At 73.1% G+C, this 25,476-nt stretch carries 22 protein-coding genes; 12 read left to right on the forward strand and 10 right to left on the reverse strand.

The features are described from left to right. Window positions 1-145 precede the first annotated feature (145 nt). Window positions 146-3,199: a glycoside hydrolase family 38 C-terminal domain-containing protein gene (locus tag ABZ840_RS14605; RefSeq protein WP_361558654.1), complete on the forward strand. Its 3,054-nt coding sequence runs from the start codon at window positions 146-148 to the stop codon at window positions 3,197-3,199. Here ABZ840_RS14605 and ABZ840_RS14610 read toward each other — a convergent pair. Next, the gene (locus ABZ840_RS14610; RefSeq protein ID WP_361558657.1) at window positions 3,196-3,660 is read right to left on the reverse strand and encodes a hypothetical protein; all 465 of its coding nucleotides are present in this window, start codon (window positions 3,658-3,660) and stop codon (window positions 3,196-3,198) included. The genes ABZ840_RS14605 and ABZ840_RS14610 overlap by 4 nt on opposite strands. Window positions 3,661-3,791: 131 nt before the next feature. Between ABZ840_RS14610 and ABZ840_RS14615 the strand changes: the two genes are divergently transcribed. Then, complete coding sequence (locus tag ABZ840_RS14615) at window positions 3,792-4,652, forward strand: helix-turn-helix transcriptional regulator (protein WP_361558660.1); 861 nt, start codon at window positions 3,792-3,794, stop codon at window positions 4,650-4,652. A gap of 72 nt (window positions 4,653-4,724) precedes the next feature. Here the strand turns inward: ABZ840_RS14615 and ABZ840_RS14620 are convergent, their stop codons facing one another. The 4 genes from ABZ840_RS14620 to ABZ840_RS14635 form a co-directional block, all read right to left on the reverse strand. Next, complete coding sequence (locus tag ABZ840_RS14620; protein WP_361558663.1) at window positions 4,725-5,111, reverse strand: GntR family transcriptional regulator; 387 nt, start codon at window positions 5,109-5,111, stop codon at window positions 4,725-4,727. A gap of 38 nt (window positions 5,112-5,149) precedes the next feature. Beyond that, window positions 5,150-6,130, reverse strand: a complete 981-nt coding sequence (locus ABZ840_RS14625; RefSeq protein WP_361558666.1) for an ABC transporter permease — start codon at window positions 6,128-6,130, stop codon at window positions 5,150-5,152. Then, window positions 6,127-7,086 (reverse strand): ABC transporter ATP-binding protein, encoded by a 960-nt coding sequence (locus tag ABZ840_RS14630; protein WP_361558669.1) that lies wholly within the window; start codon window positions 7,084-7,086, stop codon window positions 6,127-6,129. The genes ABZ840_RS14625 and ABZ840_RS14630 overlap by 4 nt, the downstream gene beginning before the upstream one ends. 107 nt (window positions 7,087-7,193) lie before the next feature. Further along, a complete protein-coding gene (locus ABZ840_RS14635; RefSeq protein WP_361558672.1) occupies window positions 7,194-7,670 on the reverse strand; it encodes a GNAT family N-acetyltransferase in 477 nt (158 codons plus the stop codon). 69 nt (window positions 7,671-7,739) lie between these two features. On the opposite strand from ABZ840_RS14635, the gene ABZ840_RS14640 reads away from it, so the two are divergent. Then, window positions 7,740-8,537: an exodeoxyribonuclease III gene (locus ABZ840_RS14640; protein ID WP_361558675.1), complete on the forward strand. Its 798-nt coding sequence runs from the start codon at window positions 7,740-7,742 to the stop codon at window positions 8,535-8,537. 211 nt (window positions 8,538-8,748) lie between these two features. Beyond that, entirely contained in the window at window positions 8,749-9,726 is a 978-nt protein-coding gene (locus ABZ840_RS14645) for a hypothetical protein (protein WP_361558678.1), read from the forward strand. A 55-nt stretch (window positions 9,727-9,781) separates the two neighbouring features. Here ABZ840_RS14645 and ABZ840_RS14650 read toward each other — a convergent pair whose 3' ends face one another. Then, entirely contained in the window at window positions 9,782-10,537 is a 756-nt protein-coding gene (locus tag ABZ840_RS14650; RefSeq protein ID WP_361558851.1) for a MerR family transcriptional regulator, read from the reverse strand. A gap of 219 nt (window positions 10,538-10,756) precedes the next feature. On the opposite strand from ABZ840_RS14650, the gene ABZ840_RS14655 reads away from it, so the two are divergent. The 4 genes from ABZ840_RS14655 (at window position 10,757) to ABZ840_RS14670 (ending at window position 14,403) form a co-directional block, all read left to right on the forward strand. Next, window positions 10,757-12,280: an NAD(P)/FAD-dependent oxidoreductase gene (locus tag ABZ840_RS14655; protein ID WP_361558681.1), complete on the forward strand. Its 1,524-nt coding sequence runs from the start codon at window positions 10,757-10,759 to the stop codon at window positions 12,278-12,280. Next, window positions 12,277-13,269: an alpha/beta fold hydrolase gene (locus ABZ840_RS14660; RefSeq protein ID WP_361558683.1), complete on the forward strand. Its 993-nt coding sequence runs from the start codon at window positions 12,277-12,279 to the stop codon at window positions 13,267-13,269. The genes ABZ840_RS14655 and ABZ840_RS14660 overlap by 4 nt, the downstream gene beginning before the upstream one ends. Continuing rightward, complete coding sequence (locus tag ABZ840_RS14665) at window positions 13,266-14,147, forward strand: SDR family oxidoreductase (protein ID WP_361558686.1); 882 nt, start codon at window positions 13,266-13,268, stop codon at window positions 14,145-14,147. Before ABZ840_RS14660 ends, ABZ840_RS14665 begins: the two co-directional genes overlap by 4 nt. A gap of 112 nt (window positions 14,148-14,259) precedes the next feature. Further along, window positions 14,260-14,403 (forward strand): hypothetical protein, encoded by a 144-nt coding sequence (locus ABZ840_RS14670; protein ID WP_361558689.1) that lies wholly within the window; start codon window positions 14,260-14,262, stop codon window positions 14,401-14,403. Window positions 14,404-14,481: 78 nt separating this feature from the next. Here ABZ840_RS14670 and ABZ840_RS14675 read toward each other — a convergent pair whose 3' ends face one another. Beyond that, a complete protein-coding gene (locus ABZ840_RS14675) occupies window positions 14,482-17,757 on the reverse strand; it encodes a S41 family peptidase (RefSeq protein WP_361558854.1) in 3,276 nt (1,091 codons plus the stop codon). A 450-nt stretch (window positions 17,758-18,207) separates the two neighbouring features. Between ABZ840_RS14675 and ABZ840_RS14680 the strand changes: the two genes are divergently transcribed. The 4 genes from ABZ840_RS14680 (at window position 18,208) to ABZ840_RS14695 (ending at window position 22,255) form a co-directional block, all read left to right on the forward strand. Beyond that, window positions 18,208-19,383, forward strand: a complete 1,176-nt coding sequence (locus ABZ840_RS14680) for an energy-coupling factor ABC transporter permease (RefSeq protein WP_361558692.1) — start codon at window positions 18,208-18,210, stop codon at window positions 19,381-19,383. A gap of 1 nt (window position 19,384) precedes the next feature. Next, window positions 19,385-20,146: a cobalt ECF transporter T component CbiQ gene (gene cbiQ / locus ABZ840_RS14685; protein WP_361558695.1), complete on the forward strand. Its 762-nt coding sequence runs from the start codon at window positions 19,385-19,387 to the stop codon at window positions 20,144-20,146. After that, window positions 20,134-20,919, forward strand: coding sequence for an ABC transporter ATP-binding protein (locus ABZ840_RS14690; RefSeq protein ID WP_361558698.1), 786 nt, complete (start codon window positions 20,134-20,136; stop codon window positions 20,917-20,919). Before cbiQ ends, ABZ840_RS14690 begins: the two co-directional genes overlap by 13 nt. 121 nt (window positions 20,920-21,040) lie before the next feature. After that, window positions 21,041-22,255 carry a serine hydrolase domain-containing protein gene (locus ABZ840_RS14695; protein ID WP_361558701.1) on the forward strand — a complete coding sequence of 405 codons (1,215 nt, stop codon included), beginning with the start codon at window positions 21,041-21,043 and terminating at the stop codon, window positions 22,253-22,255. A 72-nt stretch (window positions 22,256-22,327) separates the two neighbouring features. Here ABZ840_RS14695 and ABZ840_RS14700 read toward each other — a convergent pair whose 3' ends face one another. From ABZ840_RS14700 to ABZ840_RS14710, 3 genes are all read right to left on the reverse strand, one after another. Next, window positions 22,328-23,179, reverse strand: a complete 852-nt coding sequence (locus ABZ840_RS14700; RefSeq protein WP_361558704.1) for an EamA family transporter — start codon at window positions 23,177-23,179, stop codon at window positions 22,328-22,330. Continuing rightward, window positions 23,176-23,661, reverse strand: a complete 486-nt coding sequence (locus ABZ840_RS14705; protein ID WP_361558707.1) for a YbaK/EbsC family protein — start codon at window positions 23,659-23,661, stop codon at window positions 23,176-23,178. Before ABZ840_RS14705 ends, ABZ840_RS14700 begins: the two co-directional genes overlap by 4 nt. Before the next feature lie 127 nt (window positions 23,662-23,788). After that, window positions 23,789-25,447, reverse strand: coding sequence for a penicillin-binding transpeptidase domain-containing protein (locus ABZ840_RS14710; protein WP_361558710.1), 1,659 nt, complete (start codon window positions 25,445-25,447; stop codon window positions 23,789-23,791). Between the last annotated feature and the right edge of the window lie 29 nt (window positions 25,448-25,476).

Below are 25,476 nucleotides of genomic sequence, written 5' to 3' on the forward strand. Positions count from 1 at the left end.
GTGGACCGATCGCTACGGCCGGACGCCGGGCGTGTCGCGGGCCCGGGAGGCGCGCGCCGTGCATAACGGGGCTCGCGCACCGGGCAGGGTGGAGGGAGGGCCGTACGCCCCGGGCCCGCCCCACGCCTCCCACCGGAGCCGCCGCATGCACGACGACCGCAGCATCGTGGAACACCGCCTCCGCCGCGTACTGGACGAACGCGTCAGGCCCGCCCTGTACAGCGCCTCTGTGCCGCTGGAGGTGGGCCGCTGGGACGCGCCGGGCGAGCCGGTGCCGGTCGCGGAGGGGCTGGCGGCGCCGTACGCGCCGGCCGCGGCCGGTGACGCGTGGGGTCCGGCCTGGGGCACCAGCTGGCTCCGGCTCACCGGGCGGGTTCCCGAGGAGTGGGCAGGGTGCGCGGTGGAGGCCGTACTGGACCTCGGCTTCGACCTGAACATGCCCGGTTTCCAGAGCGAGGGCCTGGTGTACCGCGCGAACGGCGAGGCGGTGAAGGCGCTCAACCCGCGCAACGCCTGGGTGCGGATCGGCGACCGGGTGGCGGGCGGCGAGGAGGTCGAGCTGTACGTCGAGGCCGCCGCCAATCCGGTGCTCAACGTCCAGCGGCCCACGTACGAAGGCGACCGGCTCACTTCCGGTGACGCCCCCCTCTACCGGCTGAACCGCCTGGACCTGGCCGTCTTCGAGCCGGCCGTGTGGGAGCTGATCCAGGACCTGGAGGTGCTGGGTGGGCTGATGGAGCAGCTCCCGGAGGACGACGCGCGCCGCCACGAGATCCTGCGCTCCCTCGAACGTGCCCTGGACACCCTCGACACCGACGACGTACCGGGCACCGCCGGGCGGGCCCGCGCCGAGCTGGCCGCCGCGCTCGCCGCACCGGCCCGTGCGTCGGCGCACCGCCTCAGCGCGGTCGGGCATGCCCACATCGACTCGGCCTGGCTGTGGCCGCTGCGCGAGACCGTCCGCAAGGTCGCCCGGACCTGCGCCAACATGACGGCCCTCATGGACGACCACCCGGACTTCGTGTTCGCCATGTCCCAGGCCCAGCAGCTCGCCTGGATCAAGGAACACCGGCCCGAGGTCTTCGCCCGTGTGAAGAAGAAGATCGCGTCCGGGCAGTTCGTGCCGGTCGGCGGGATGTGGGTCGAGTCGGACACCAACATGGTCGGCGGGGAGGCCATGGCCCGGCAGTTCCTGTACGGGAAGCGGTTCTTCCTGGAGGAGTTCGGGATCGAGACCGAGGAGGTCTGGCTGCCGGACTCCTTCGGGTACACCGCCGCCATGCCCCAGCTCGTGAAGCTGGCCGGGGCCAAGTGGTTCCTCACCCAGAAGATCTCCTGGAGCCAGACCAACACCTTTCCGCACCACACGTTCTGGTGGGAGGGCATCGACGGCACCCGCGTCTTCACCCACTTCCCGCCCGTGGACACGTACAACAGCGAGCTGAGCGGTGGCGAGTTGGCGCACGCGGCGCGCAACTACCGCGAGAAGGGCCGCGGCACCCGCTCCCTCGTCCCCTTCGGGCACGGCGACGGCGGGGGCGGCGCGACGCGCGAGATGCTGGCGCGTGCCGAGCGCTTCCGCGACCTGGAGGGGGCACCCCGCGTCGAGATCGAGCGCCCCGCCGCCTTCTTCGAGAAGGCGCACGAGGAGTACGCGGAAGCGGCCCCCGTATGGGTCGGCGAGCTGTACCTGGAGCTGCACCGCGGCACCTACACCTCGCAGGCGAAGACCAAGCAGGGCAACCGCTTCAGCGAGTCGCTGCTGCGCGAGGCGGAACTGTGGGCGGCGACCGCCGCGGTACGCGTGCCGGGGTACTCCTACCCGTACGACGCGCTGGAGCGGTTGTGGAAGACGGTGCTGCTCCACCAGTTCCACGACATCCTGCCCGGCTCGTCCATCGCCTGGGTGCACCGCGAGGCCCGGGAGACCTACGCCCGGGTCCACGCCGAGCTGCGGGACATCGTCGACACCGCGCAGCGGGCGCTCGCGGGCTCCGGTGCCGAGGAGATCGTGTTCAACGCGGCGCCGCACGCCCGGCGCGGCGTACCGGCCGGCGGCGCGGCCCGCGCGGCCACGGCCCACGACGCGCGGGTCACCGCTGAGGAGCGGCCGGGGGGCGGCTGGATCCTCGCCAACGGCCTGCTGCGTGCCGAGATCGACGGCAGTGGGCTGCTGGTCTCCGCATACGACCTGCGGGCCCGCCGCGAGACCCTGGCGCCCGGCCGGCCCGCGAACCTCCTCCAGCTCCACCCCGACCTGCCCAACTTCTGGGACGCCTGGGATCTCGACGCCTTCTACCGGCACCGGGTCACCGACCTGACGGACGCCGAGGAGCTGCGGCTGACCGCCGACGGGCCGGACGCGGCAACCGTCGAGGTGCGGCGCGCCTTCGGGACGTCCACGGTCACCCAGACCCTCACCCTGCGGGCCGGCGCCGCGGTCCTGGACCTGACCGCCGATGTCGACTGGCACGAGCGGGAGAAGATCCTCAAGGTCGCTTTCCCGCTGGACGTGAAGGCCGACCGGTCCGCCGCCGAGACCCAGTTCGGCCACGTCCACCGGCCCACCCACACCAACACCTCGTGGGAGACGGCCAAGTTCGAGATCTGCGCGCACCGCTGGATCCAGGTCGAGGAGCCCGGCTGGGGCGCGGCGCTGGTCAACGACTCCACGTACGGGCACGACGTCACGCGGGACGTGCGCCGCGACGGCGGCCAGACCACCACCGTCCGGCTGTCCCTGCTGCGCGCCCCGCGCTACCCGGACCCCGAGACCGACCAGGGCCGGCACCGGCTGCGGTACGCGCTGGCGCCCGGCGCCGGGACGCCGGACGCGGTGCGCGAGGGGCACCGGATCAACCTGCCGGAGCGCGCGGTGCGGGGCGCGCGGCCGGTCGAGCCGCTGGTGGGCGTGGACAACGACGCGGTGGTCGTGGAAGCGGTCAAGCTCGCCGAGGACCGCGGCGGCGACCTTGTCGTACGGCTCTACGAAGCGGCCGGCGGCCGGGCCGGAGCCACGCTCACGGCGGGCTTCCCCGTCACCGCCGCGTACGCCACCGACCTGCTGGAACGGCCGCTCGCCGACGCGCCCCCGTACACCGTGGCGGACGGCGGGCGGGTGACCCTGGCCCTGCGGCCGTTCCAGATCCTCACGCTGCGGCTCTCCCGGGGCGGCCAGGGGGCCTCTGAGACCTCCTAGGCGGTGCGGACCCGGGCCTGCGCCGACCGGCGGATGCGGCGCAGGCCCAGGTACTCCAGGTCGGCGAAGACCGCGACGATCAGCGCGCCCGCGCCGAGGAACACCCGGCCGAAGCCGGTCAGCTGGACCAGGCCGGTGCAGGACAGGACGGCGAACGCGATCCCGCACACGGCGTTCAGCGCGATCGCCGCGGCCACGAGGCGGGGCGGCAGCACCGGCATCCGGGCGAGCAGCCAGAAGGCCACGGCACCGCAGACCATGCCGCACCCGGAGACCACCGCCAGCTCGCGCGGCATCCCCAGCGGGGTGGCGGTCAGCGCGCTCTCCACCAGCATCAATACCGCGAAGGCGGCCGTGCTGAGGCTGTCGGTCCGCAGCACCGTCCGCAGCAGCCAGGACGCGTCGCGGGCGGGGCTCTCCGAGGTGCTCGGAGCGGTGCGGGACGAGGTCGAGGTGGTCATGCGGGCCTCCTTGGCCTACGGCGGTGCGTACGGGCCGTCCGTACGCACCGAACGGTGGCAAGGTGCGGGTGGGGCGGGCAATGACCTCCGAGGTCATGGACGCCGCGACCCGTCCCGCTAGGCTCACCGGCATGACCGCCCAACTCGGCGACGCGGCAGGCGTGTCCGGCCGGGCCGCCGCGTCAGCGGACCGGCCGCGGGTCGGCACGATGCTGCGCGACTGGCGGCGCCGCCGCCGGCTCAGCCAGCTCGAACTGGCCCTGCTCGCCGACAGTTCCGCCCGCCATCTGTCCTGCGTGGAGACCGGCCGGTCCCGCCCCAGCCGCGCCATGGTGCTGCGGCTCGCGGACCACCTCGACGTGCCGCTGCGGGAGCGCAACGGGCTGCTGCTCGCGGCCGGTTACGCGCCCGCCTACCGGGAGCGGGCGCTGGACGACGAGGGGCTGCGGTCCGTGCGCGGCGCCCTGGACATGATGCTGGCCGCCCACCGCCCGTACCCGGCCGTGGTCGTCGACCGCGGCTGGAACGTCGTCACCGGCAATCCCGCCATGGGCGTCCTCCTCGACGGCGTGTCCCCGGAGCTGCTCGCGCCCCCGGCCAACGTGGCCCGCCTGGCGCTGCACCCCGAAGGGCTCGCCGCCCGCTGCACCAACCTGCCCGAGGTGCGCGACCACTTCCTGGAGCGGCTGCACCGCCAGGCCGAGGCCACCGGCGACCCCGGACTGCGCGCGCTCTACGAGGAGGTGCGCGGCTACGCCCCCGAGGAGGCGACAACCGGGCCCTCCGAGGGCGGCGCGGCCCCGCACGCCCCGGAGGCCGTCGTCCCGCTGCGCTTCCGTACCCCGCACGGCGAACTGGCCCTGTTCAGCACCATGGCCGTCATCGGAGCCCCCAACGACGTCACCCTCTCCGAGCTGGCCATCGAGCTCTTCTTCCCCCTCGACGACCACACGGCGCAGGTACTGCGCGCCCTCGACGAGGCGGGCGGCTAGCCGGTCACCGGGGCGGGGACGGTGGGCACGCCCGCACGGAGGCGGTCCCGCCCCGCGGGGGGGGGGGGGCCGTCAGGTCCGGGGGAACCGGTCTTCCAGTACGGCCGCGAACAGCGCTTCCACGTCCTCGCGGTCCAGCTCCGCCGCGCGGGCCCGTTCCAGCCAGTCCGCCAGCTCGGCCCGGAGCGCCGCGTCGCCTTCGGACTCCGGCCGGGCGAGGGTACGGCTCACGAAGGTGCCCAGGCCCGGGCGCGGCTCCACCAGGCCCTCGCGCTCCAGCTCCCGGTACGCCTTGAGCGTGGTGTTCGGATTGACCTTCGTGGTGGCGGCGACCTGTGCGGCCGTCGGCAGCCGGTCGCCCTCCACGAGGGTGCCCAACCGCAGTGCCTGCCGGACCTGCTGGACGATCTGCTGGTACGTGGCCACGCCACAGCGCCGGTCGATGCGGAATTCGACCATGGTCAGCGCCTTTCGCCCGGGGATCTGCGGTGGGTGTCTCAGAGCGGCCGCCGGCGGGTCCACAGCACGGTGAACGCCACGACCAGAACGGTCAGGGCCAGGAGGACGGCCGAGCCCCGCCACTGCATCCCCGGCATCTGGTCGAAGGTGAAGTACTCGACGATCTTATGCACGATGCCCTTGTCGGCCATGCACGCGGCCTCGTTCTTGGCGTCGACGCAGGTGCCGAAGCCGAGCAGGCGGCCGTCGGAGGTGCCCAGCCACTGGTCGTGGTTGATGGCGGAGTCCGGGATCGTCGGGTAGTCGCCCTTGGCCGGGGCGGTGGCGCTGTGCGGGGCGGTCAGGCGGACCCGGAGCCAGTCCCAGACGACCGAGGTGCCGAACGAGACGACGAGCATCACGAGCATCGTGGGGACCACGCGGCGGATGAGCATGCCCACGGCGAAGCCGCAGCTGGTGAGGAACAGGGCCATGGCGACCGGCACCGGGCCCGTGATGTCGAAGACGGTCCCGCCGAGCCAGTCGCCGTAGTTCACCAGCCGGCTCGCCGGCGACCACAGGGCGGTGAAGGCGACGGAGAGCAGAGTGGAGCAGACGAGGACGACCAGCAGGGGCAGCAGTACGGTCGCGGTGATCCAGCGGGTCCGCGGGACCGACTGCGTGGTGACCAGCCGCACGGTGCCGTGCTCCTGTTCGCCCGCGATGAGCGGGGCGGCGAGGAAGACGCCGAGGAGCGCGGGCAGGGAGGAGAGCGCGTAGAGACGGTCGAACACCGGCTTGAACGCCTCGTCGAACTTCTCGGCGTAGCGCGAGTCGTTGCCGTACCGCGAGACGAAGTCCACCACCTCGGCGCGCTGGTAGAGGCAGTACGCGCAGACCACCACGGTGAGGGCGGCCAGCAGCAGGAACGCCGTGCGGTTGCGGCGCCACACCAGCCAGGTCAGACCGTGCAGCGGGCCGCCGCTCCGGGCGGTCGCGGGGGTGCCCGCGGTCTTCTTCGTACCGGTCAGCGTGCTCATGCCGCCTCCAGGCGGGTCTCGGTGCGGGCGGCGGCGGTGATCAGCGGCGGTGCGTCGGCGGCGCGGAGGTGGCCGAGCAGGACCTCTTCCAGGCCGGGCGACACGGTCTCCCACGGGCCTTCGGGCACCTCGGCCCCCGGCCCGTCACCGCGGACGAGCGCGGTGAACTGGCGTCCCGTGACGCGGTTCTCCACGACCGTGCAGGCCGCGGTCAGCGCCCGGGGCAGCGTGCCGTCCTCCGTCGCGCCCGTGACCAGGGCGTGCGCGTCGAGCAGCACGTCGGTGTCACCGGCCATCCGCAGCCGGCCGCCGGTCAGCACCAGCAGGAAGTCGCACATGTCCTCCAGCTCGGGGAGCACGTGGGAGGCCATGATCACGGTCGTGCCGTGCTCCGCGGCCTCGGCCATCAGCAGGCCGGACAGCTCGTGCCGGGCGAGCGGGTCGAGGTCGGCCATCGGCTCGTCGAGCAGCAGCAGCCGCGGACGCTTGCCGAAGGCCAGCGCGAACGCGACCCGCGTGCGCTGACCGCCGGACAGCGTGCCGACCTTGGCCGTCAGCGGGACGTCCCCGGACCGCACGATCCGCTCGGCCGCCGCCTGGTCCCAGCCGGGGTTCAGTTCGCGGCCCATCCGCAGTGTCTCGGCCACCGTGAACCGCTTGTACAGCGGCTTGTCCTGGGCCAGGAAGGAGAACCGGGTCAGCACGGCCGGATCGGTGACCGGGACGCCGAACAGTTCCAGCGTGCCGGCCGTCGGGCGCACCAGCCGGGTGGCGGCGCCGAGGAACGTGCTCTTGCCCGCGCCGTTCGGTCCGACCAGCGCGCAGATCCGGCCGGCCGGGACCCGGAACGAGACGTCCTGCAGCGCCCATCCCCGCCGGTACTTCTTGCCCAGCCCGTGTGCCTCGACCGCCCAGCCACCGGACCCGTCGTCGCCCCGCTCTGTCGGGTCGTTCATGCGCCGACCCCCCTTCCCTACTTCCACTAGTTCATTAGTGGAATGAGTATGGGAAGCGGCCCGGGCCGCTGTCAAACAAGATCTCGGGGAGGCCGGGCCGCCGCAGGTCAGGGCTGCAGGGGTTTTCCCAGGTGGCGGCTGTCTTCGTAGTACCGGTAGTGCCCGAACTTCTCGACCGGCAGATAGCCGCTGGACGCGTACAGCTCCAGCGCCTCCGGCTGCTTGATGCCCGACTCCAGCACCATGCGGGTGCGGCCCGCCGCGCGGGCGTCGTCCTCCAGCGCCGCGAGGATGCGCCGCGCCAGCCCGCGCCCGCGCGCCTCGGCCGTCACGAACATCCGCTTGATCTCGGCGTCGCCGTCCGCGTACCCGTCGTCGCCTGCGTCCTGGGTGCGCCAGCCCCCGGTGGCCAGCGGTCGGCCGTCCTCGTACGCGAGGAGGTAGGCGCCGTTCGGCGGCACGAACATCTCCGGGTCGAGCGGTGTCACGTCGGGGTCGCCGTAGCGCAGTACGTACTCCTGCTGGACGAGCTCGTCGAGCTCGACGGCGTCGGGATGGTCATAACGAACCGGACGAATCTCCATTCCTGGAATCGTACGTGCGTCCGATGGGCGAGGGGAGTGTGTCGCTCCTGGGTCGGTTATCGTGCCCGGATGCTCACCGTCACCTCAGTAAACGTGAATGGCCTGCGGGCCGCCTCGAAGAAGGGCTTCGTGCCGTGGCTGGCGGAGACCGCCGCCGACGTGGTCTGCCTCCAGGAGGTGCGTGCCGAACTCGAACAGCTGCCTGCGGAGGTGCGGGCGCCGGAGGGCTGGTTCGCCACGTACGCGCCGGCGGCGGCCAAGGGCCGGGCCGGCGTCGCGCTGCTGACCCGGCGGGAGCCGGACCGGGTGCGGGTGGGCTTCGGCTCGACCGAGTTCGACACCAGCGGCCGCTACGTCGAGGCCGACCTGTCGGGCGTCACGGTCGCCAGCCTCTACCTGCCCTCGGGCGAGGTCGGCACCGAGCGGCAGGACGAGAAGGAACGCTTCATGGCGGAGTTCCTGCCGTACCTGGCGGAGCTGAAGGCCAAGGCGGCGGCGGACGGCCGCGAGGTCGTGGTCTGCGGCGACTGGAACATCGCCCACCAGGAGGCCGACCTGAAGAACTGGAAGGCCAACCAGAAGAAGGCCGGCTTCCTCCCCGAGGAGCGCGCCTGGCTCACCCGCGTCCTGGACGAGGCCGGCTACCGGGACGTCGTCCGCGCCCTCCACCCGGACGTCGCGGGCCCGTACTCCTGGTGGTCCTACCGCGGCAAGGCCTTCGACAACGACGCGGGCTGGCGCATCGACTACCAGATGGCCACCCCGGGCCTCGCCGACCGCGCCCGCAAGGCGTACGTCGAACGCGCCGCCACCTACGACCAGCGCTGGTCCGACCACGCCCCGGTCACGGCGGTCTACGAGGTCTGAGACGGTGCGGAGCCGCCCGGGGCGAGGAGCCCCGGGCGGCTCCGCGTGCGTTCACCCGCGTGTCCGAGTGGGGCACTCCAGCGCGCCGTTTCTTTCACCCACTCATGCGTGTTAGTCGGCATCTCTCCTGTTTTCATGCTTTGTTGCGTTTTGTCGACATTGATGCCGTGGGCCGGTTCGGGTCGCGGCGACCCAGGAGAGGAAACGCACCATGCCCTACAGGATCAAGGCCGTCTCCGGCGCGCTGGCCGGAGCGGCGCTGCTGCTGGCTCAGGCGGGGACCGCTTCGGCCGTCTCCGCCGAACGGCCCGCGGCCCCGGCGAAGGGAGACTTCCGCATCGCCAGTGCCGTCGACGGCCGCTGCCTCGCCCCGCGCGCGGTCAAGGGGATGCTCGACCTGTCGCTCATCACCTGCGGCAGCCAGGGCCCGACCGACGTGTTCGGCCTGAAGCCGCACGCGGACCGGTTCCAGCTGCGGAGCGAGTCGAAGAAGGGCTGCCTCGGCACGAGCCCCGCGCGCAAGCTGATGTTCCCGTCCTGCTCGGCGAAGCACATGACGGACTGGACGTTCACCCGGCACGGCGACGGCTACCAGATCCGGAGAACCGGCACGGACCCCAGTCGCAGCCAGTTGCGCGCGCCCGTCCGCACGTACTGCCTGACCGAGGTCATCGACCGCGCGAAGGGTGACCGGGTCGCACTGAAGCCCTGCTCGGACCGGAGCCAGCGGCAGATCTGGAAGCTGAAGCCGGTGCAGCAGGCGGCAGCGTCGAAGCCGAAGCCGGACCCGGTGCAGCAGCCGGCCGGCAAGCCCGAGCCCGGCAAGCCGGAGGCCGCGAAGCCGGAAGCCGGCAAGCCGGAGCCGACGCAGCCCGAGGCCGGCAAGCCGGAGGCCACCAAGCCCCAGGCCGCCAAGCCGCAGAGCACGAAGCCGCAGGCCTCCAAGCAGCAGTCCACCAAGCCGCAGGCCGCCAAGCCGGAGGCGGCCGTGAAGCCGCAGGCGGGGCAGCACCAGGCCGCCGCCAAGCCGGAGGCGGCCAGGCCCGTGGCCGGTCAGCACCAGCATGGTCAGCACCAGAACGGCCGGCACCAGAACGGTCAGCATCAGGGCGCTCAGCACCAGGGCGGCCACCACGAGAGCGGTCAGCACCCGGCCTCCGTGCCCGCGGGGCACCCGGCAGGCGCGTAGCCGACGGCACCACGAAGGGCTGAGCCCGTTTCCGGTGCAGGTGCCGGAGGCGGGCTCAGCCGTCGTCCGGGGCCCCGCCCGCCGGGGGCGCCGGACTGTCCGACCAGGAGGCCAGCTCGGCCCCGATGGCGCGGTCCATGGCCATGGACAGCTCGGCGTCGACGATGCCCTTGGAGAGCGGACGGAGCTTGTCGATGGTCTGCGCGAGCCGGGTCAGCTCGTCGGGGCCGAGGCCGGCGCCGGACTCCACGCGGGTCAGCACGTCCTGCAGGACGTGAGTACGGATGACCTTGATGAACAGCTCGGCGAGCGCGTCGGCGTGCGCGCGCACCTGACGCCCGGCGTCCAGGACGGCGGCGAGCGGTACGCCTTCGGAGACCAGGTCCGTGGAGGCGTCCAGCAGCCGCCGGCTGATGTGCACGAACTCGTCCCCGTCGACGGCGAGGTAGCCGATGTCCAGGGACGTGGCGAGGTTGTCGGCCGTCACGTCGTCCTTGAAGTGGTCGGCCAGCTCCTCGGGGGTGAGGCGGACCGGGGTCTCCTCGGAGAACGGCGCCACCAGGGAGCCGCTGTCCAGGCCCAGCAGTTCGCCGGGGTCGCGGCCGCTCTCGAAGGCGGTGAGCAGCTGCGCGATGCCGCCGAGGTTGTGGCCGCGCTCCAGCAGCGCCGCGATCGTCCGCAGCCGGGCCAGGTGGTGTTCGTTGTACCAGGCGATCCGGCCTTCGCGGCGGGGCGGCGGGATGAGCTTGCGCTCGCGGTAGAAGCGCAGCGTACGGACCGTGATGCCGGCTTCCGCGGCCAGCTCGGACATGCGGAACTCGCGTTCCTTCGGGCCGTCCTCCGTGCCTGTGTTCGCTTCCACGGCTTCACCCTATGCCGGGTGCCCGGCGACGCCGGCAGGTGCAACCGCCGGTAACTTCCTTTCGCTCAACCCCTACCGCTCAGTACGGAGCTGTCCTACTCTCCGACTGTGCCAGTGATTACTGGCGCGGTTCGGAGCGGTCGACGGTACGGACACAGGAGGCGCGGCATGGCCGAGCGCGAGCACGAGCACGTACGGGTGGTGGTGATCGGATCGGGGTTCGGCGGCCTGGGGGCCGCCGTCCGGCTGCGCCGCCAGGGGATCACCGACTTCGTCGTCCTGGAGCGCGCCGACTCGGTCGGCGGCACCTGGCGCGACAACAGCTACCCGGGCTGCGCCTGCGACGTGCCCTCGCATCTGTACTCGTTCTCCTTCGCGCCCAACCCGGAGTGGCCGCGGAACTTCTCCGGGCAGCCGCACATCCGGGCGTACCTGGAGCGGGTCACCGACACCTTCGGGCTGCGGCCGCACCTCCGCTTCAACGCGGAGGTCACGAGCGCGCGGTGGAACACCGAGCGGCTGTACTGGGAGGTCGGGACGGCGCAGGGCACGCTCACCGCCGACATGGTGGTGTCGGCCACCGGGCCGCTCTCCGACCCGCAGATACCCGACGTTCCCGGGCTCGGCTCCTTCGAGGGCAAGGTCTTCCACTCGGCGCGCTGGGACCACGACTACGACCTGCGCGGCAAGCGGGTCGCGATGATCGGTACGGGCGCCTCGGCGATCCAGATCGTGCCCGCGATCCAGCCGACCGTGGACCGGCTGACCGTCTTCCAGCGGACGCCCCCGTGGGTCATGCCGCGCGCCGACCGGAAGATCACGCGGGCCGAGCACTGGCTGCACACCAAGGTGCCCGCCACCCGTGCGCTCCGCCGCCGGCTGCTGTGGGGCATCCGCGAGCTCCAGGTCTCCGCGTTCACCAAGCGGCCCAAGGAGCTGGGCGTGGTCCAGGCGCTGGCCAAGGCGCACATGCACCGGGCGGTCAAGGACCCCGTGCTGCGGGCCAAGCTCACGCCCGACTACACCATCGGCTGCAAGCGCATCCTGCTGTCCAACAGCTACTACCCGGCGCTTGCCGAGCCCAACGTGGACGTCGTGGCCTCCGGCCTGAAGGAGGTGCGCGGCAACACCCTGGTCGCCGCGGACGGCACCGAGACCGAGGTCGACGCGATCGTCTTCGGCACCGGCTTCCACGTCACCGACATGCCCATCGCCGCGCGGGTGACCGGCGCCCACGGCACGACGCTGGCCGAGGAGTGGAAGGACGGCATGGAGGCGCTGCGCGGCAGCAGCGCGGCCGGCTTCCCCAACTTCCTGACCATCATCGGGCCCAACACCGGCCTCGGGAACAGCTCGATGATCCTCATGATCGAGTCCCAGCTGAACTACATGGTCGACTACCTGCGCCAGCTCGACCTGCTCGGCGGCCGCATCGCCCTGGACGCCCGCCCCTCCGCGGTGCACGCCTGGTCCGCCGCCGTACAGAAGCGCATGGAGCGCACCGTCTGGAGCACCGGCGGCTGCGACAGCTGGTACCTGGACAAGAACGGCCGCAACACCACCGTCTGGCCCGGCACCACCGCCGAGTTCCGCAAGGTCACCCGCCAGGTCGACCTGGCCGAGTACGAGGTGCTGCGCGCGCCGGCGCAGCAGGACAAGTCCGCCGAGCAGACCATGGAGGCCGTCGCGTGAGCCGCCCGCCGTACGTCACCACCGGGCGCTACGCCCCGCCCGCAGCCCGCCGCGAGCTGACCGTCACCTCCGCCGACGGCTCCCGGCTGCACGCCGAGGTGCACGGCCCCGAGGACGCGCCGGCCGTGGTCCTGGCCCACGGCTGGACCTGCTCCACCGCCTTCTGGGCCCCGGTCGTCCGCGAACTGGCCGCCGAGCACAAGGTCGTCGTCTACGACCAGCGCGGACACGGCCGCAGCCCGGCGGCGGGCCCCGGCGGCTACAGCACCGACGCGCTCGCCGACGACCTCGAAGCCGTACTGGCCGCCGCGCTGGAGCCCGGCGAGAGAGCCGTACTGGCCGGGCACTCCATGGGCGGCATGACCGCGATGGCCGCGGCCCGCCGCCCCGGCATGCGCGAGCGCGCCGCCGCCGTCCTGCTGTGCAGCACCGGCGCCGCCGACCTCGCGGCGGAGGCCATGGTCATTCCGCTGCGCTCGCCCGGCGCGCGCCGCTTCGCCCACCGCGCGGTCCTCGGCTCGCGCGCTCCGCTGGGCCCCGTCACGCCGCCCGCCAAGCGCGTCCTGAAGTACGCCACGATGGGCCCGGCCGCCACGCCCGAGCAGATCGAGGCGTGCGCCCGCATCGTGCACGCCTGCCCTTCCGGGGTACGCGCCCAGTGGGGAAAGGTGCTCGCGAGCCTGGAGCTGACCGGCGAGGTGGCCCGGCTGGAGGTGCCCACCGCGATCGTGGCGGGCACCGCCGACCGGCTCACCCCGATCGTCCTCGCCCGCCGGCTGGCGTCCGTACTGCCCCACTGCCTGGGCCTGACCGAGCTGCCGGGCCTGGGCCACATGACACCCATCGAGGCGCCGGACGCGGTTGCGGACCGGATCCGCGAGCTCGTCCGGGACCACCTGACCGCGGCCGCCCCCGAGCCGGCCGCGCTCGCCCCGAAGCAGAAGACGAAGGCGCAGCGCGCCCGGGAAGCGAAGGAGAAGTCGGCATGAGCGGACGCAGGACCCTGGAGGGGCAGGTCGTCGTCGTCACCGGTGCGGCGCGCGGTGTCGGCGAGCTGCTGGCCCGCAAGCTGTCGGCGCGCGGCGCCAAGCTCGCGCTGGTCGGCCTGGAGCCGGACGAGCTGAAGAAGGTCGCGGCCTCCCTGCACGGCGAGGCGGCCCACTGGCACGCCGACGTCACCGACCACGAGGCGCTCGCCCGGATCGCGCAGGAGGTGAAGGCGCACTTCGGCAAGGTCGACGCGGTGGTGGCCAACGCGGGCGTCGCCACCGGCGGCCCGTTCGTCGACTCCGACCCGGTCGCCTGGCGGCGGGTGATCGAGGTGAACCTCATCGGCGGCGCCGTCACCGGGCGGGCCTTCCTGCCCGTCCTGATGGAGTCCCGCGGCTACTTCCTGCAGATCGCCTCGCTCGCCGCCATCACCCCGGCGCCGATGATGACCGCGTACTGCGCGTCCAAGTCGGGCGTCGAGGCGTTCGCGCACAGCCTGCGCGCCGAGGTCGGCCACAAGGGCGTCAAGGTCGGCGTCGGCTACCTGAGCTGGACCGACACCGACATGGTGCGCGGCGCCGACCAGGACGACGTGATGCGCGAGCTGCGCCAGCGGCTGCCCTGGCCGTCGAACAAGACGTACCCGCTCGGCCCGGCCGTCGACCGGATCGTGGCGGGCATCGAGCGCCGCTCCGCGCACGTCTACGGCCAGTGGTGGCTGCGCGGGATGCAGTCGATACGCGGCTACCTGCCCGGGATCATCGGCTCGGTCGGGCAGCGCGAGATGAAGCGCTTCGGCGACCGGCTGGAGGGCATGAAGATCGGGCTGGTGGGCGCGGGCGGCGCGGCGGACGAGACCGCGCGGTCCGAACGGTAGTCCGCGAGCGGGACGGGGAGCGACTCACGGAGCGTGATGTCCGAAATGCTCTTTATGTAGGCATGTGGCACCCTGGGGTGAGTTCTGTCGTCACCCCACGGGAGTACACGTCATGGGCCTCATAGACCAGTTCCGGGCCAAGCAGCGCGAGCTCGACGAGCGGGCGCGCGCGGCGGGCGAGAAAGAGGTGCCGGAACGGCCTCCGGAGGCGGCGACCCAGCCGCGCACCGCCGCCGAGGAGGGCATGGAGGCCTGAGGCCGCCGTCGGTGACAGGTGAGGGGCGCATCCGAAGCGGATGCGCCCCTCACTCGCTGCCTGTTGCCCTTGCCGCGGTCAGCCGTCGCTCCGCGGCGGCAGCGCCGGCCGCCGGTTGTCGGGGACGTCGGCCAGTCCCGGCGGGTCCGTCGCCGGGTGCCGTTCCAGCAGTTCCAGCGCCGTACGGACGGCGACGCCCAGCTGCGGGTTGCGGCCCTCGGCCCACTGGAGCGGCGAGCGCAGTGCCTGGATGTCCGCCTCCACGCCGTGGTTCTCCACGTCCCAGCCGTACGCGTCGAACCACGCGGCGTTCATCGGGACGGTGATGGACGTGCCGTCGCCGAGACGGTGCCGACCGGTCATCCCGACCACCCCGCCCCAGGTGCGCAGGCCCACCACGGGGCCGATGCCCTGGAGCTTGAAGGCCGCGATGATCATGTCGCCGTCGGAGGAGGTCATCTCGTCGGCGACCGCCACGACCGGGCCGCGCGGCGCGTTCGACACGTACGTCACCGGCTGCGCGTCCCGGGTCAGGTCCCAGCCCACGATCGTGCGGGTCAGCTTCTCGATGACCAGCTCGGAGATGTTGCCGCCCGCGTTGCCCCGTACGTCCACGATCAGCGCGGGCCGGGAGACCTCCATCCGCAGGTCGCGGTTGAACTGCGCCCAGCCGGACCCGCCCATGTCGGGGATGTGCAGATAGCCGCACCGGCCGCCGCTCAGCTCGCGGACCACCTCGCGGCGCTTGGCCACCCAGTCCTGGTAGCGCAGCGGCCGCTCGTCGATCAGCGGTACGACGGCCACCCGGCGTGCCGGGCCGTCACCTTCGGCGGGCGAGAAGGTCAGCTCGACCGTGGTGCCGCCGGCCGCGGACAGCAGCGGGAACGGGCCGGCCACCGGGTCGACCGGGCGGCCGTCGATGTGGGTGAGCGCCGAGCCCTCGCGGACGCCCGTACCGGCCAGCGGGGAGCGGGCCTTGGAGTCGGAGGAGTCGCCGGGCAGGATGCGCTTGAGGACCCAGCGGCCGTCCCGGCACACGAAGTTGGCGCCGAGCAGGCCGATCGCGCGCTGGTAGTGCGGCGGGCCTTCGTTGCGGCGGGCGCCGGTGACGTACGCGTGCGAGGTGCCCAGCTCGCCGAGCACCTCGCGGAGCAGATCGGCGAACTCGTCGGGGGAGGCGACCCGTTCGACCATCGGGCGGTACTGGTCCAGGACGCCGGCCCAGTCGATGCCGCACATGCCGGGGTCCCAGAAGTAGGCGCGGACGATCCGGCCCGCCTCGTCGAACGCCTGCCGCCACTCCGCCGCCGGGTCGACGTCGTGCAGGATGCGCCGCAGGTCCAGGAAGACCGTGGAGTCGGCGTCCGGGGTCTCGATCGCGGGCACCGACCGCAGGTCGCCCTCGTCGTTGATCACCAGGCGGGTGCCGTCGCCGCTGAGCGCGTAGGAGTCCAGCGAGCTGGTCAGCTCCGTGCGCTTGGCCTTGACCAGGTCGAAGTGTTCCAGCGTCGGCTGCCCTGAGGTGTTGTCGGGGTTGGCGAAGGTCTCGCCCAGCGCCCCGGAGATCGGCCAGCGCAGCCAGACCAGCCCGCCGCCCGCCACCGGCGCGAGCGCGGAGTACTTCGAGGCGGCGACCGGGAACGGCGTCACCCGGCTGGCCAGCCCCTCGACCTCCACCAGCACCATGCCCTCGGCCGCCGTGTCCACCGGGTCCAGGCCGCCCGCCGCCGGCCGCCCCTCGGGGGAGAGCGCGAAGGGCGAGGGCGTGGCGGAGTTCAGCGGGACCAGGTACGGGCGGCAGCCCAGCGGGAAGGACAGGTCGCCGGTGTGCACGTCGTAGACCGGGTCGAAGCCGCGCCAGGACAGGAAGGCGAGGTACCGGCCGTCGCGGGTGAAGACCGGCTGCTCGTCCTCGAAGCGCCCGTTGGTGACGTCCACGACCGTGCCGTCGCCCAGCTTGGCGATCTTGATCTTCCGCAGCGACCGGCCGATGCCCGGATGCGACCAGGTCAGCCACTTCGAATCGGGCGCGAACGCCAGGTCGCGCACCGGGCCGTTCTCCGAGCGCACCAGCTCGGTGACCTCGCCGTCGCCCTCCTCGGAGGCGTCCACCAGGAGCAGCCGCCCGTCGTTGGCGGCCACCGCCAGCCGCTCGCCGTCCGGGGACGCGACCAGTTCGTGCACCCGGCCGAGCCGGCCGGCGGCGAGCCGGCGCGGCTCGCCCGGCCCCGATGCCTTCGGCAGGTCGGCGATCTCGATGGCGTCCTCGCCCACCACGTCCGTGACGTACGCGATGCGGCCGGTGTCGCCCAGCATCTCCGGCAGCCGGACCCGCACGCCCGGGGTGTCGTGGATGGTGCGCGCCGGACCGTCGCGGTGGGTGAGCCAGTACAGGCTGCCGCGCACTCCGACCGCGCTGGCCCGGCCGGTGGGGTCCACGGCGAGGGAGGTGACGTTGGCGGCCGCCGGCACCTGGTGCGTACGGCGGCCCGTGCGCGGCCCGCCGAGCCGGACCGGCAGCCTGCGCGGCACGGCCCCCGGGCTGAGGTCCTCCACCAGCCACAGCTCGCCCGCGCACTGGTAGACGATCCGCTCGCCGTCACTGGCGGCGTGCCGGGCGTAGAAGTCCGCGTGGTCGGTGTGGCGGCGCAGGTCCGTGCCGTCGGGGAGGCAGGAGTAGACGTTGCCGACGCCCTCGTGGTCGGAGAGGAAGGCGATGCGGCCGCCCACGAACATCGGCGAGTCCAGATGGCCGTCGACCTCCGGGACGAGCTGCGTGCCGTGCAGCCACAGCCGGCCTGTAGCGCCGCCTCTGTACCGTTTCCACGACGCGGGCTCGTGCGGCGGCGTGCCGCTGAGCAGTAGCGTCTGCCGCTCGCCCGCAAGGTCGGCGACCGCGATGTTCGACACCGGGCCCCACGGCAGCCGGCCGCCCGGACTGCCGTCCGTGGGCAGGCTGTACGCCCAGGAGTAGTACGAGAACGGCTGGCCGTGCGAGGACACCGCGAGGATGTCGCCGTCCGGCGTCCAGCCGCACACCCGGGCGTCCACGCTGCCCCAGAAGGAGAGCCGCCGGGCCGGGCCGCCCTCGGCCGGGACCACGTACACCTCCGGGTCCAGGCTGCGCCACGTGGTGAAAGCGATCTCGTTGCCGTCGGGGGAGAAGCGCGGATGGCTCACCCGGGTGCGGTCCACCGTCAGCCGCCAGGCGCGGGGCGGCTCGGCGTCCTCGGGCACCACCGGGGCCACCCACAGGTCGTCCTCGGCCGCGAAGCACACCGTGTCCCCGTGGATATGGGGAAAGCGGAGGTAGGACCCGCCGGTGGAACCTCCGTCCGGCTTGACGGGCCGCAGGCGGCCACGGGCCGGTGCGGTGGCGGACTGCGTCTCCGAGGGCGGCTCGACGGCCTCCTGTGCGTCGCTCACCCGTCCATCGTTTCGGCCCGGCCAGGCCGCGGCAACTCGACTTGCGTATCTCATCCCAAGGGATGACAGGTAGTGGAGTTCTGCCCCACGGTTCCTTCCGGGCGCACGCCCACGTCCCCGTCCCGCCCGGCGGTCGTGGTGGCCGATGTCATACCGCGGCACCTCCGGCGTCCGGCTGACGGTTTTCGGACCGCCTCAGCTGCGCGGAATCGCTCGTAGTTGCCACCATTTGCCCGTGTACGGGGGAGGCGCACGGGAGTGCGGGGAGGGGTAGCGACCACTCCGGACGGGCAGTTCCGCGGTAAGAGCGCTCTTGCACATGATTTGCAGTACGACCACCATGAGTGGGTTACCGGCCACGAGCGGAGATTCCCAGCCATGCATGTCCCCGACGGATTCATCGACGCACCGGTCTCGGTGGCCACCGGCGTGGTCGCCGCTGCCGCCGTCGCGGTCAGCCTGCGCGGCGCCCGCCGCGAGCTGGGCGGCGACGGCCTCGGCGGCGAGCGCACCGCGCCGCTCGCGGGCCTGGTCGCCGCGTTCATCTTCGCCGTACAGATGCTGAACTTCCCCGTCGCCGCCGGCACCAGCGGCCACCTCCTCGGCGGGGCACTGGCGGCGATACTCGTCGGCCCCTTCACCGGGGTCCTCTGCGTCTCCGTCGTCCTCCTCATGCAGGGCGTCCTCTTCGCCGACGGCGGCCTCACCGCGCTCGGCGTCAACATCACCGACATGGCCATCGTCACCACGGTCGTCGCGTACGCCGTCTTCCGCGGCCTGGTGAAGGTCCTGCCGCGCAAGCGCCGCTCCGTCACCGTCGCGAGCTTCGTTTCGGCCCTGCTCTCCGTCCCGGCGGCGGCCCTCGCCTTCACCCTGATCTACGCGCTCGGCGGCACCGCCGACGTCTCCACGGGCAAGGTGCTGACCGCCATGGTCGGCGTGCACGTCCTCATCGGCATCGGCGAGGCCGCCATCACCGCCCTCACCGTCGGCGCGGTCATCGCCGTCCGCCCCGACCTCGTGTACGGCGCCCGCGGCCTCAGCAAGCCGCTCGAACTGAAGGTGGCCCCCGTCGCCGCCCCAGCGGCCCCGGGCGCGCCCCGCACCGAGCCCGCCGCGACCGCCCCCGCCGCCGAGCCGGCGCCCGCCGCCGCGTCCGAGGCCGCCCCCGCTGACCCGGCCGAGCCGCAGGCGCCCGCGCCGGTGCCCGCGCGCCGCTCCACCAAGCGCGTCTGGCTCGCGGGTGTCGCCGCCGCCCTGGTCTGCGCCGGCGGCATCAGCTACTACGCCTCCGCCAGCCCCGACGGCCTGGAGAAGGTCGCCCAGGACCAGGGCATCGACAAGCAGGCGAAGGACCACGCCGCCAAGGACTCCCCGCTCGCCGACTACAGCGTCAAGGACATCACCGACGCCCGGCTCTCCGGCGGCCTGGCCGGCGTGATCGGCGTCGGCGCGACCCTGGCCGTCGGCAGCGGCGTCTTCTTCGTCGTACGCCGCCGCCGGGACGCCGCTGACGAGACCCGTACCGACGGCCGCACGCCCGAGCAGGTCTGACGTGGGCGCCGGTCATGCGCACAAGCTCTACCGGGCCGGGCACTCGCCCGTGCACGCGCTCCCCGCGCACTGCAAGATCGCGGCCGTCTTCGCCTTCGTCCTGATCGTCGTCTCCACCCCGCGCGAGGCAATCTGGGCCTTCGGCCTGTACGCGGTGCTCCTCGCGGCGGTCACGGCGGCGGCCCGCGTCCCGGCCGGCTTCGTCCTCAAGCGGCTGCTCATCGAGGTCCCGTTCGTGGCCTTCGCGCTGCTGATGCCCTTCGTGGCCGAGGGCCCGCGCGTGCACGCGCTCGGCATGTCGCTCAGCGAGTCCGGCCTGTGGGGCGCGTGGAACATCCTGGCCAAGGGCACCCTCGGCGTCGCCGCCTCCGTACTCCTGGCGTCCACCACCGAACTCCGCGCGCTCCTCCTCGGCCTCCAGCGCCTGAAGATGCCGCCGCTGCTGGTCCAGATCGCGTCCTTCATGATCCGGTACGGCGACGTGATCACCGACGAGATGCGCCGGATGCGCATCGCCCGCGTCTCGCGCGGCTTCGAAGCGCGCGGCGTCCGCCACTGGGGCGTCCTCGCCAAGTCCGCCGGCGCCCTCTTCATCCGCTCCTACGAGCGCGGCGAGCGGGTCCACCTCGCGATGGTCAGCCGCGGCTACACCGGCACCATGCCGGTCACCGACGAGGTGACCGCCGGCCGCGCCCAGTGGACCTCCGCCGCCGTGCTCCCGCTCGCCGCACTCACCGTCTGCCTGCTGGGATGGACGCTATGACCCCGCACCACCACACCCCCGACGCCGCCCCCTCCCTGGAGGTCTCCGGGCTCGCGTACGCCTACCCCGACGGCCACCAGGCCCTCTTCGGCGTCGACCTGACCGTGGCCCGCGGCGAGCGGGTGGCCCTGCTCGGCCCGAACGGCGCCGGCAAGACCACCCTCGTCCTCCACCTCAACGGCATTCTCGAAGCGGGCGCCGGATCCGTCGCCGTCGCCGGCCTCCCCGTCGGCAAGCGCCACCTCGCCGAGATCCGCCGCCGCGTCGGCATCGTCTTCCAGGACCCCGACGACCAGCTGTTCATGCCCACCGTCCGCGAGGACGTCGCGTTCGGCCCGGCCGCCGCCGGGCTGCGCGGCGCGGAACTGGACGAGCGGGTCACCGAGGCGCTCGACCGCGTCGGCATGGCCGGCTTCGCCGACCGCCCGCCGCACCACCTCTCCTTCGGGCAGCGCCGCCGGGTCGCGGTCGCCACGGTCCTCGCCATGCGCCCCGAGATCCTCGTACTGGACGAGCCCTCGTCCAACCTCGACCCGGCCTCCCGCCGCGAACTCGCCGACGTGCTGCGGTCCCTGGACGTCACCGTCCTGATGGTCACGCACGATCTTCCGTACGCGCTGGAGCTGTGCCCCCGCTCGGTCGTCCTGTCCGGCGGCGTCATCGCGGCGGACGGCCGCACCCAGGACCTGCTCTGCGACGCCGAGCTGATGGCCACGCACCGGCTCGAACTGCCCTTCGGATTCGATCCCCGTTCGGTGACCGCGCCCGTGTGACGGTTCCCGTTTCCCCCTGTGACCCTCCCCACGGCCGGTGGGTTCCTGGTCATCAGCACTGATCGGCGCGTTGCACCATGGATGGGTCACAAACGCGACGGATGAGTGGGAAGCGGGAACAGTGGTGGACGTCCACGGCACGGTCGAGGCCGGCTACGAGCCGGTCCGCGATGCCTTCGCGGCGAACTTCGCGCGGCGCGGCGAGCGGGGGGCGGCCGTCGCCGCCTACCGGCACGGGCGCAAGGTCGTGGATCTGTGGGCGGGCGACCGCGACGGCACCGCCGCTCCCGAGGGTGCCGCGGACGCCGACGGTGCCGAGGGTTCCGGGACGCCCTGGGAAGAGGGCACCGCACAGGTCGTCCGGTCCGCGACCAAGGGCGTCGCCGCCGTCGTACCGCTCCTCCTCCACCAGCGCGGCCAGCTGGACCTGGACGCGCCGGTGGGCACGTACTGGCCCGAGTACAAGGCCGCGGGCAAGGAGCGCACGCTCGTCCGCCACCTGCTCTCGCACCGGGCCGGGGTGCCCGTCCTGGACACCCCGCTCACCCCCGCCGAGGCGGTGGACGGCGTCAGCGGTCCGGCCGCGGTCGCCGCGCAGGCGCCCGCGTGGGAACCGGGCACGGACCACGGCTACCACGCCCAGACGTTCAGCTGGCTCCTCGCCGAGCTGGTGCTGCGGGTCACCGGCCGTTCGATCGGCACGTTCGTGGCCGAGGAGATAGCCGGGCCGCTCGGCCTGGACCTGTGGATCGGCCTCCCCGAGGCGGAGGCGGCACGCGGCCGGGCCGGCCGGCTCGCCGAGATCACCCCGCCGCCGGCCTCCGAGGGGGCGGGCCTGAAGGTACGGCCCAAGCGGGCCGTGGCCGAGGCGTACGAGGACCCCACGTCGCCGACCCGCCGGGCCTTCGCGGCGATCACGCCGCACGCCGACGAGAACGACCCGGCCTTCCGGGCGGCCGAGCTGCCCGGCTCCAACGGCATCGCGACGGCCCGCTCGCTGGCCCGCCTGTACGCGGCGCTCATCGGCCCGGTGGACGGCCATCCGCGCCTCTTCGCCCCCGCGACGCTGACGCTGGCCCGCACGGAGGAGTCCGCGGGCCCGGACCGTACGCTCGTCGCCCCCTCCCGCTTCGGCCTCGGCTACATGCTGCACGGCCCCGCTGCCCCGCTGCTGGCCCCCGGCTCCTTCGGCCACCCCGGCCGCGGCGGCGCGCTCGCCTTCGCGGACCCGGAATCCGGTACGTCCTTCGGCTACGTCACCAACGGCATGCAGAAGAACGTCACGGCCGACCCGCGGGCCCAGGCGCTGGTACGCGCACTCCGTACGGCCGTCTGAGGACGGCCGCGGGCCCGCCCCGAACCGAGCCGCAGCGCCGCCGGCCCCCGTCCCCACCGGCCCCGTCGTGGCCTAGCTCGTGTGGAGCATCAGCCCGATGCCGACCACCATCAGGCCCGCCGCGGCGATGCGGGGCGCGCCGAACCGTTCCTTCATGAAGATGGCGCCGATCGCGGCGCCGACGATGATCGAGGACTCGCGGAGCGCCGCGATGGGCGCGAGCGGTGCGCGGGTCTGGGCCCACAGCACCAGGCCGTACGCGAACACGGACAGCACACCGCCGAGCAGCCCGCGGACCGCGAACGGGCGCAGCTCGGTGAAGAGCGCGCGGCGCCGCGTGGCCAGCGCGTACGCCGGGATCGCGATGCCCTCCAGGAGCATCAGCCAGCCGATGTAGCCCAGCGGCGTGCCGGACTCGCGGACGCCGACCCCGTCGACCGTCGTGTACGAGGCGATGGCCAGGCCCGTGGCGACGGAGGCGATGATCGCGGGCCAGTGCGGCCGCGTACCGGAGCCGCGGATGCCCCACAGCGCGACGCCGAGGAGACCGGCGGAGGCCACGGCGACGCCGGTCAGCGCCCAGGCGTCGGGCAGCTCGCCGACGAAGACGGCGGCGAGGACGGTGACCACGAGGGGCGCGGTGCCGCGCGCGATCGGGTACATCTGCCCGAAGTCGCCGAGGCGGAAGGACCGCATGAGCAGCGCCTGGTAGACGACGTGCAGCAGCGCGGAGGCGAGCAGCAGCGGCCAGGAGCCGGCGGCGGGCAGCGGGGAGACCGCGGCGAGCACCACGCCGCACACGGCGCCGCCGGTGCCGACGAGGGTGAAGGCGAGGAGCTGGTCGCGTATCCCGTGGGCGATCGCGTTCCAGCCGGCGTGGGTGACGGCCGCGGTCAGGACGGCGGCGACGACGAGCGGGGTCACGGGGTGTGCTCGCGGACGTCCACGACGCGGCCGCCCGCGTGCTCGATCAGCGACTCGGGGTCGAGCGGGAAGACGGTGTGCGGGGTGCCGGCCGCGGCCCAGACCGTGCCGTGGGCGAGCAGTCCCCGGTCGGCGAGGACGGTGGTGCGGGTGCGATGCCCGAAGGGCGGTACGCCGCCGATGGCGTACCCGGTGGTCTCGCGGACGACCGCGGCGTCCGCGCGGCCCACGTGGCCGGCGCCCAGCTCGGCACGGACCTTCTCCAGGTCCACGCGGGAGGCGCCGTCCATCAGGACGAGCACCGGCACACCGTCCGCGGCGAAGACGAGCGACTTGACGATCTCGGCGGGCTCGCAGCCGACGGCGGCCGCGGCCTGTGCCGCCGTGCGGGTCGCGTCGGGGAAGCGGCGTACCGCGACTTCCAGGCCCAGCTCGCGCAGCGCCTCGGCGAACAGGGGATGAGCGTCGGCTGAAGTACTCATGGCCCGCACGCTAGCGAAAGCTGTACGGGCCATGCGACCGGGAAAAGGGGGCGGTCCGACATGTGGACCGCCCCCTTCCGGAGAGCCGGGTGCCGCGTGCGTCAGCCCTGGTTCCAGAGCCCTGGTTTCAGCCCTGGTTGAGGATGGCGCGGACGACCGGGCCGGCGTTGTCGCCGCCGTGACCGCTGGCGGGGACGACGGCGGAGGCCGCGAGGTCGCCGTTGTAGGCGGTGAACCAGGCGTTCGGCTTCTTCTGGTTGTCGACCTCGGCCGAGCCCGTCTTGGCGCCGATGTCACCGCTGAGGCCGGACATCGCCTTGGCGCCCGTGCCGGACGTGGCGGTCAGCTTCATCAGGTACTTCAGCGCGGACGCCGTCTCCGGCTTCATGTTCCGGGAGGCCTTGGCCAGCGACCGGTGGTCGAGGTCCGGGGAGACGATGTACGGCTGGTGGAAGCTGCCGGACTGGACGGTGGCCGCGATGGAGGCGACGTTCAGCGGGTTCATGCGGACCCCGCCCTGGCCGATGAGCGAGGCGGCCATCTGCGCGTCGCTCTGCACCGGGACGTTGCCGTCGAAGCTGGGGATGCCGGTGTTCCAGGTCTGGCCGAGGCCGAAGACGTCCCGGGCCTGCTTGGTCAGGTCGTCGTCGCTGAGCTTCTTGGCCTGCGAGATGAAGGCGTTGTTGCAGGAGGCGGCGAAGCTCTGCGCGAAGGTGCCGTTCTTGATCTCGGTCTTGTTGAGGTTCTGGAACTTCCAGCCGCCGTACGTCACGTACTTCGGGCACGGGTGCGCCTTGTTCGGCGAGGTCAGGCCCTTGTCGATGAGCATCGACGAGGTGACGACCTTCATCGTGGAGCCCGGCGCGAGCGACCCCTGCGTGGCGACGTTGAAGCCCTTGGTGGGCGAGTTGGCGATGGCCAGGATCTCGCCGGTGCTGGGCTTGACCGCGACCGCCGAGGCCTTGCTCTTCCCGGCGACGGCCTTCTGCGCGGCGGCCTGCACCTTGGCGTCCAGGGTGGTCTTCAGCGTGCCGGGGGTTCCCTTGGAGAGGACCTTCAGGGTCTGGTCCGGCTTCTGCGTGGCCTTGTCGCTGCTCTTGGCGCGCTGGATGAAGAGCTCCACGCCCGGGGTGCCGCCGGCCTTGTCGCCGTACTTGGTGCGCAGGCTGTCCAGGACGCCGGCCAGCTCCGGGTTGGTCTCCTTGGAGATCTCCTTGCCGTTGCGGTCCACGGCCTTGATGGGCGGTGCCTCGCCCGCGCCCGTACGCAGCGTGTCGCCCTCGGACAGGCCGGGGTGCACGAGCGTGGGCTGCCAGCCGACCACCGGCTTGCCGGTGGACTTGTCCCGCTCGACGGTCAGCGACGTGTTGTAGGAGACGGCGGCCCGCTGCCCCTTGTACGCGATCTGCCCGGCCACCTCGTACGGCACGGTGTCACCCTTACGAGCGCCCGGCGTGAGCGTCACCTTGGTGAAATGGGCCTGCTCGCTGACGCCCTTCAGCGCGGTGGCGGCCGCCTCGGCGTCGTCGGTGTACTTCGCGGCCTTCGCCGCGTCGCCCGACTGCCAGGAGTCCAGGAAGCCGCTCGCGGCGGTCTTCACCTCCTGCGCGGACAGCGGCCCGGTCTTCACCGACTGCTCGCCGTCGCCCGACTTGCCGTCGGCCGACATGACTTCCTGCAGCGGGGCCTCGTCACCGGAACTTCCCATCAGGGTGTACCCGCCGACGCCTCCCGCGACGAGGGCGATCGCCCCGCCGATCAGCCCGTACCTCACCTCGCGGCGCATGACTTACGTTCCCCTCCCGAAGAAGCCTG

Source organism: Streptomyces sp. NPDC047117 (assembly GCF_040643545.1).
Lineage (GTDB): Bacteria > Actinomycetota > Actinomycetes > Streptomycetales > Streptomycetaceae > Streptomyces.

Excerpts from the sequence above, each read along its gene's own strand:
- ABZ840_RS14605 (WP_361558654.1), top strand. The coding sequence starts at position 146 with ATGCACGACGACCGCAGCATCGTGGAACACCGCCTCCGCCGCGTACTG.
- ABZ840_RS14610 (WP_361558657.1), bottom strand. The coding sequence starts at position 3,660 with ATGACCACCTCGACCTCGTCCCGCACCGCTCCGAGCACCTCGGAGAGC.
- ABZ840_RS14615 (WP_361558660.1), top strand. The coding sequence starts at position 3,792 with ATGACCGCCCAACTCGGCGACGCGGCAGGCGTGTCCGGCCGGGCCGCC.
- ABZ840_RS14620 (WP_361558663.1), bottom strand. The coding sequence starts at position 5,111 with ATGGTCGAATTCCGCATCGACCGGCGCTGTGGCGTGGCCACGTACCAG.
- ABZ840_RS14625 (WP_361558666.1), bottom strand. The coding sequence starts at position 6,130 with ATGAGCACGCTGACCGGTACGAAGAAGACCGCGGGCACCCCCGCGACC.
- ABZ840_RS14630 (WP_361558669.1), bottom strand. The coding sequence starts at position 7,086 with ATGAACGACCCGACAGAGCGGGGCGACGACGGGTCCGGTGGCTGGGCG.
- ABZ840_RS14635 (WP_361558672.1), bottom strand. The coding sequence starts at position 7,670 with ATGGAGATTCGTCCGGTTCGTTATGACCATCCCGACGCCGTCGAGCTC.
- ABZ840_RS14640 (WP_361558675.1), top strand. The coding sequence starts at position 7,740 with ATGCTCACCGTCACCTCAGTAAACGTGAATGGCCTGCGGGCCGCCTCG.
- ABZ840_RS14645 (WP_361558678.1), top strand. The coding sequence starts at position 8,749 with ATGCCCTACAGGATCAAGGCCGTCTCCGGCGCGCTGGCCGGAGCGGCG.
- ABZ840_RS14650 (WP_361558851.1), bottom strand. The coding sequence starts at position 10,537 with ATGTCCGAGCTGGCCGCGGAAGCCGGCATCACGGTCCGTACGCTGCGC.
- ABZ840_RS14655 (WP_361558681.1), top strand. The coding sequence starts at position 10,757 with ATGGCCGAGCGCGAGCACGAGCACGTACGGGTGGTGGTGATCGGATCG.
- ABZ840_RS14665 (WP_361558686.1), top strand. The coding sequence starts at position 13,266 with ATGAGCGGACGCAGGACCCTGGAGGGGCAGGTCGTCGTCGTCACCGGT.
- ABZ840_RS14670 (WP_361558689.1), top strand. The coding sequence starts at position 14,260 with ATGGGCCTCATAGACCAGTTCCGGGCCAAGCAGCGCGAGCTCGACGAG.
- ABZ840_RS14680 (WP_361558692.1), top strand. The coding sequence starts at position 18,208 with ATGCATGTCCCCGACGGATTCATCGACGCACCGGTCTCGGTGGCCACC.
- ABZ840_RS14690 (WP_361558698.1), top strand. The coding sequence starts at position 20,134 with ATGGACGCTATGACCCCGCACCACCACACCCCCGACGCCGCCCCCTCC.
- ABZ840_RS14705 (WP_361558707.1), bottom strand. The coding sequence starts at position 23,661 with ATGAGTACTTCAGCCGACGCTCATCCCCTGTTCGCCGAGGCGCTGCGC.
- ABZ840_RS14710 (WP_361558710.1), bottom strand. The coding sequence starts at position 25,447 with ATGCGCCGCGAGGTGAGGTACGGGCTGATCGGCGGGGCGATCGCCCTC.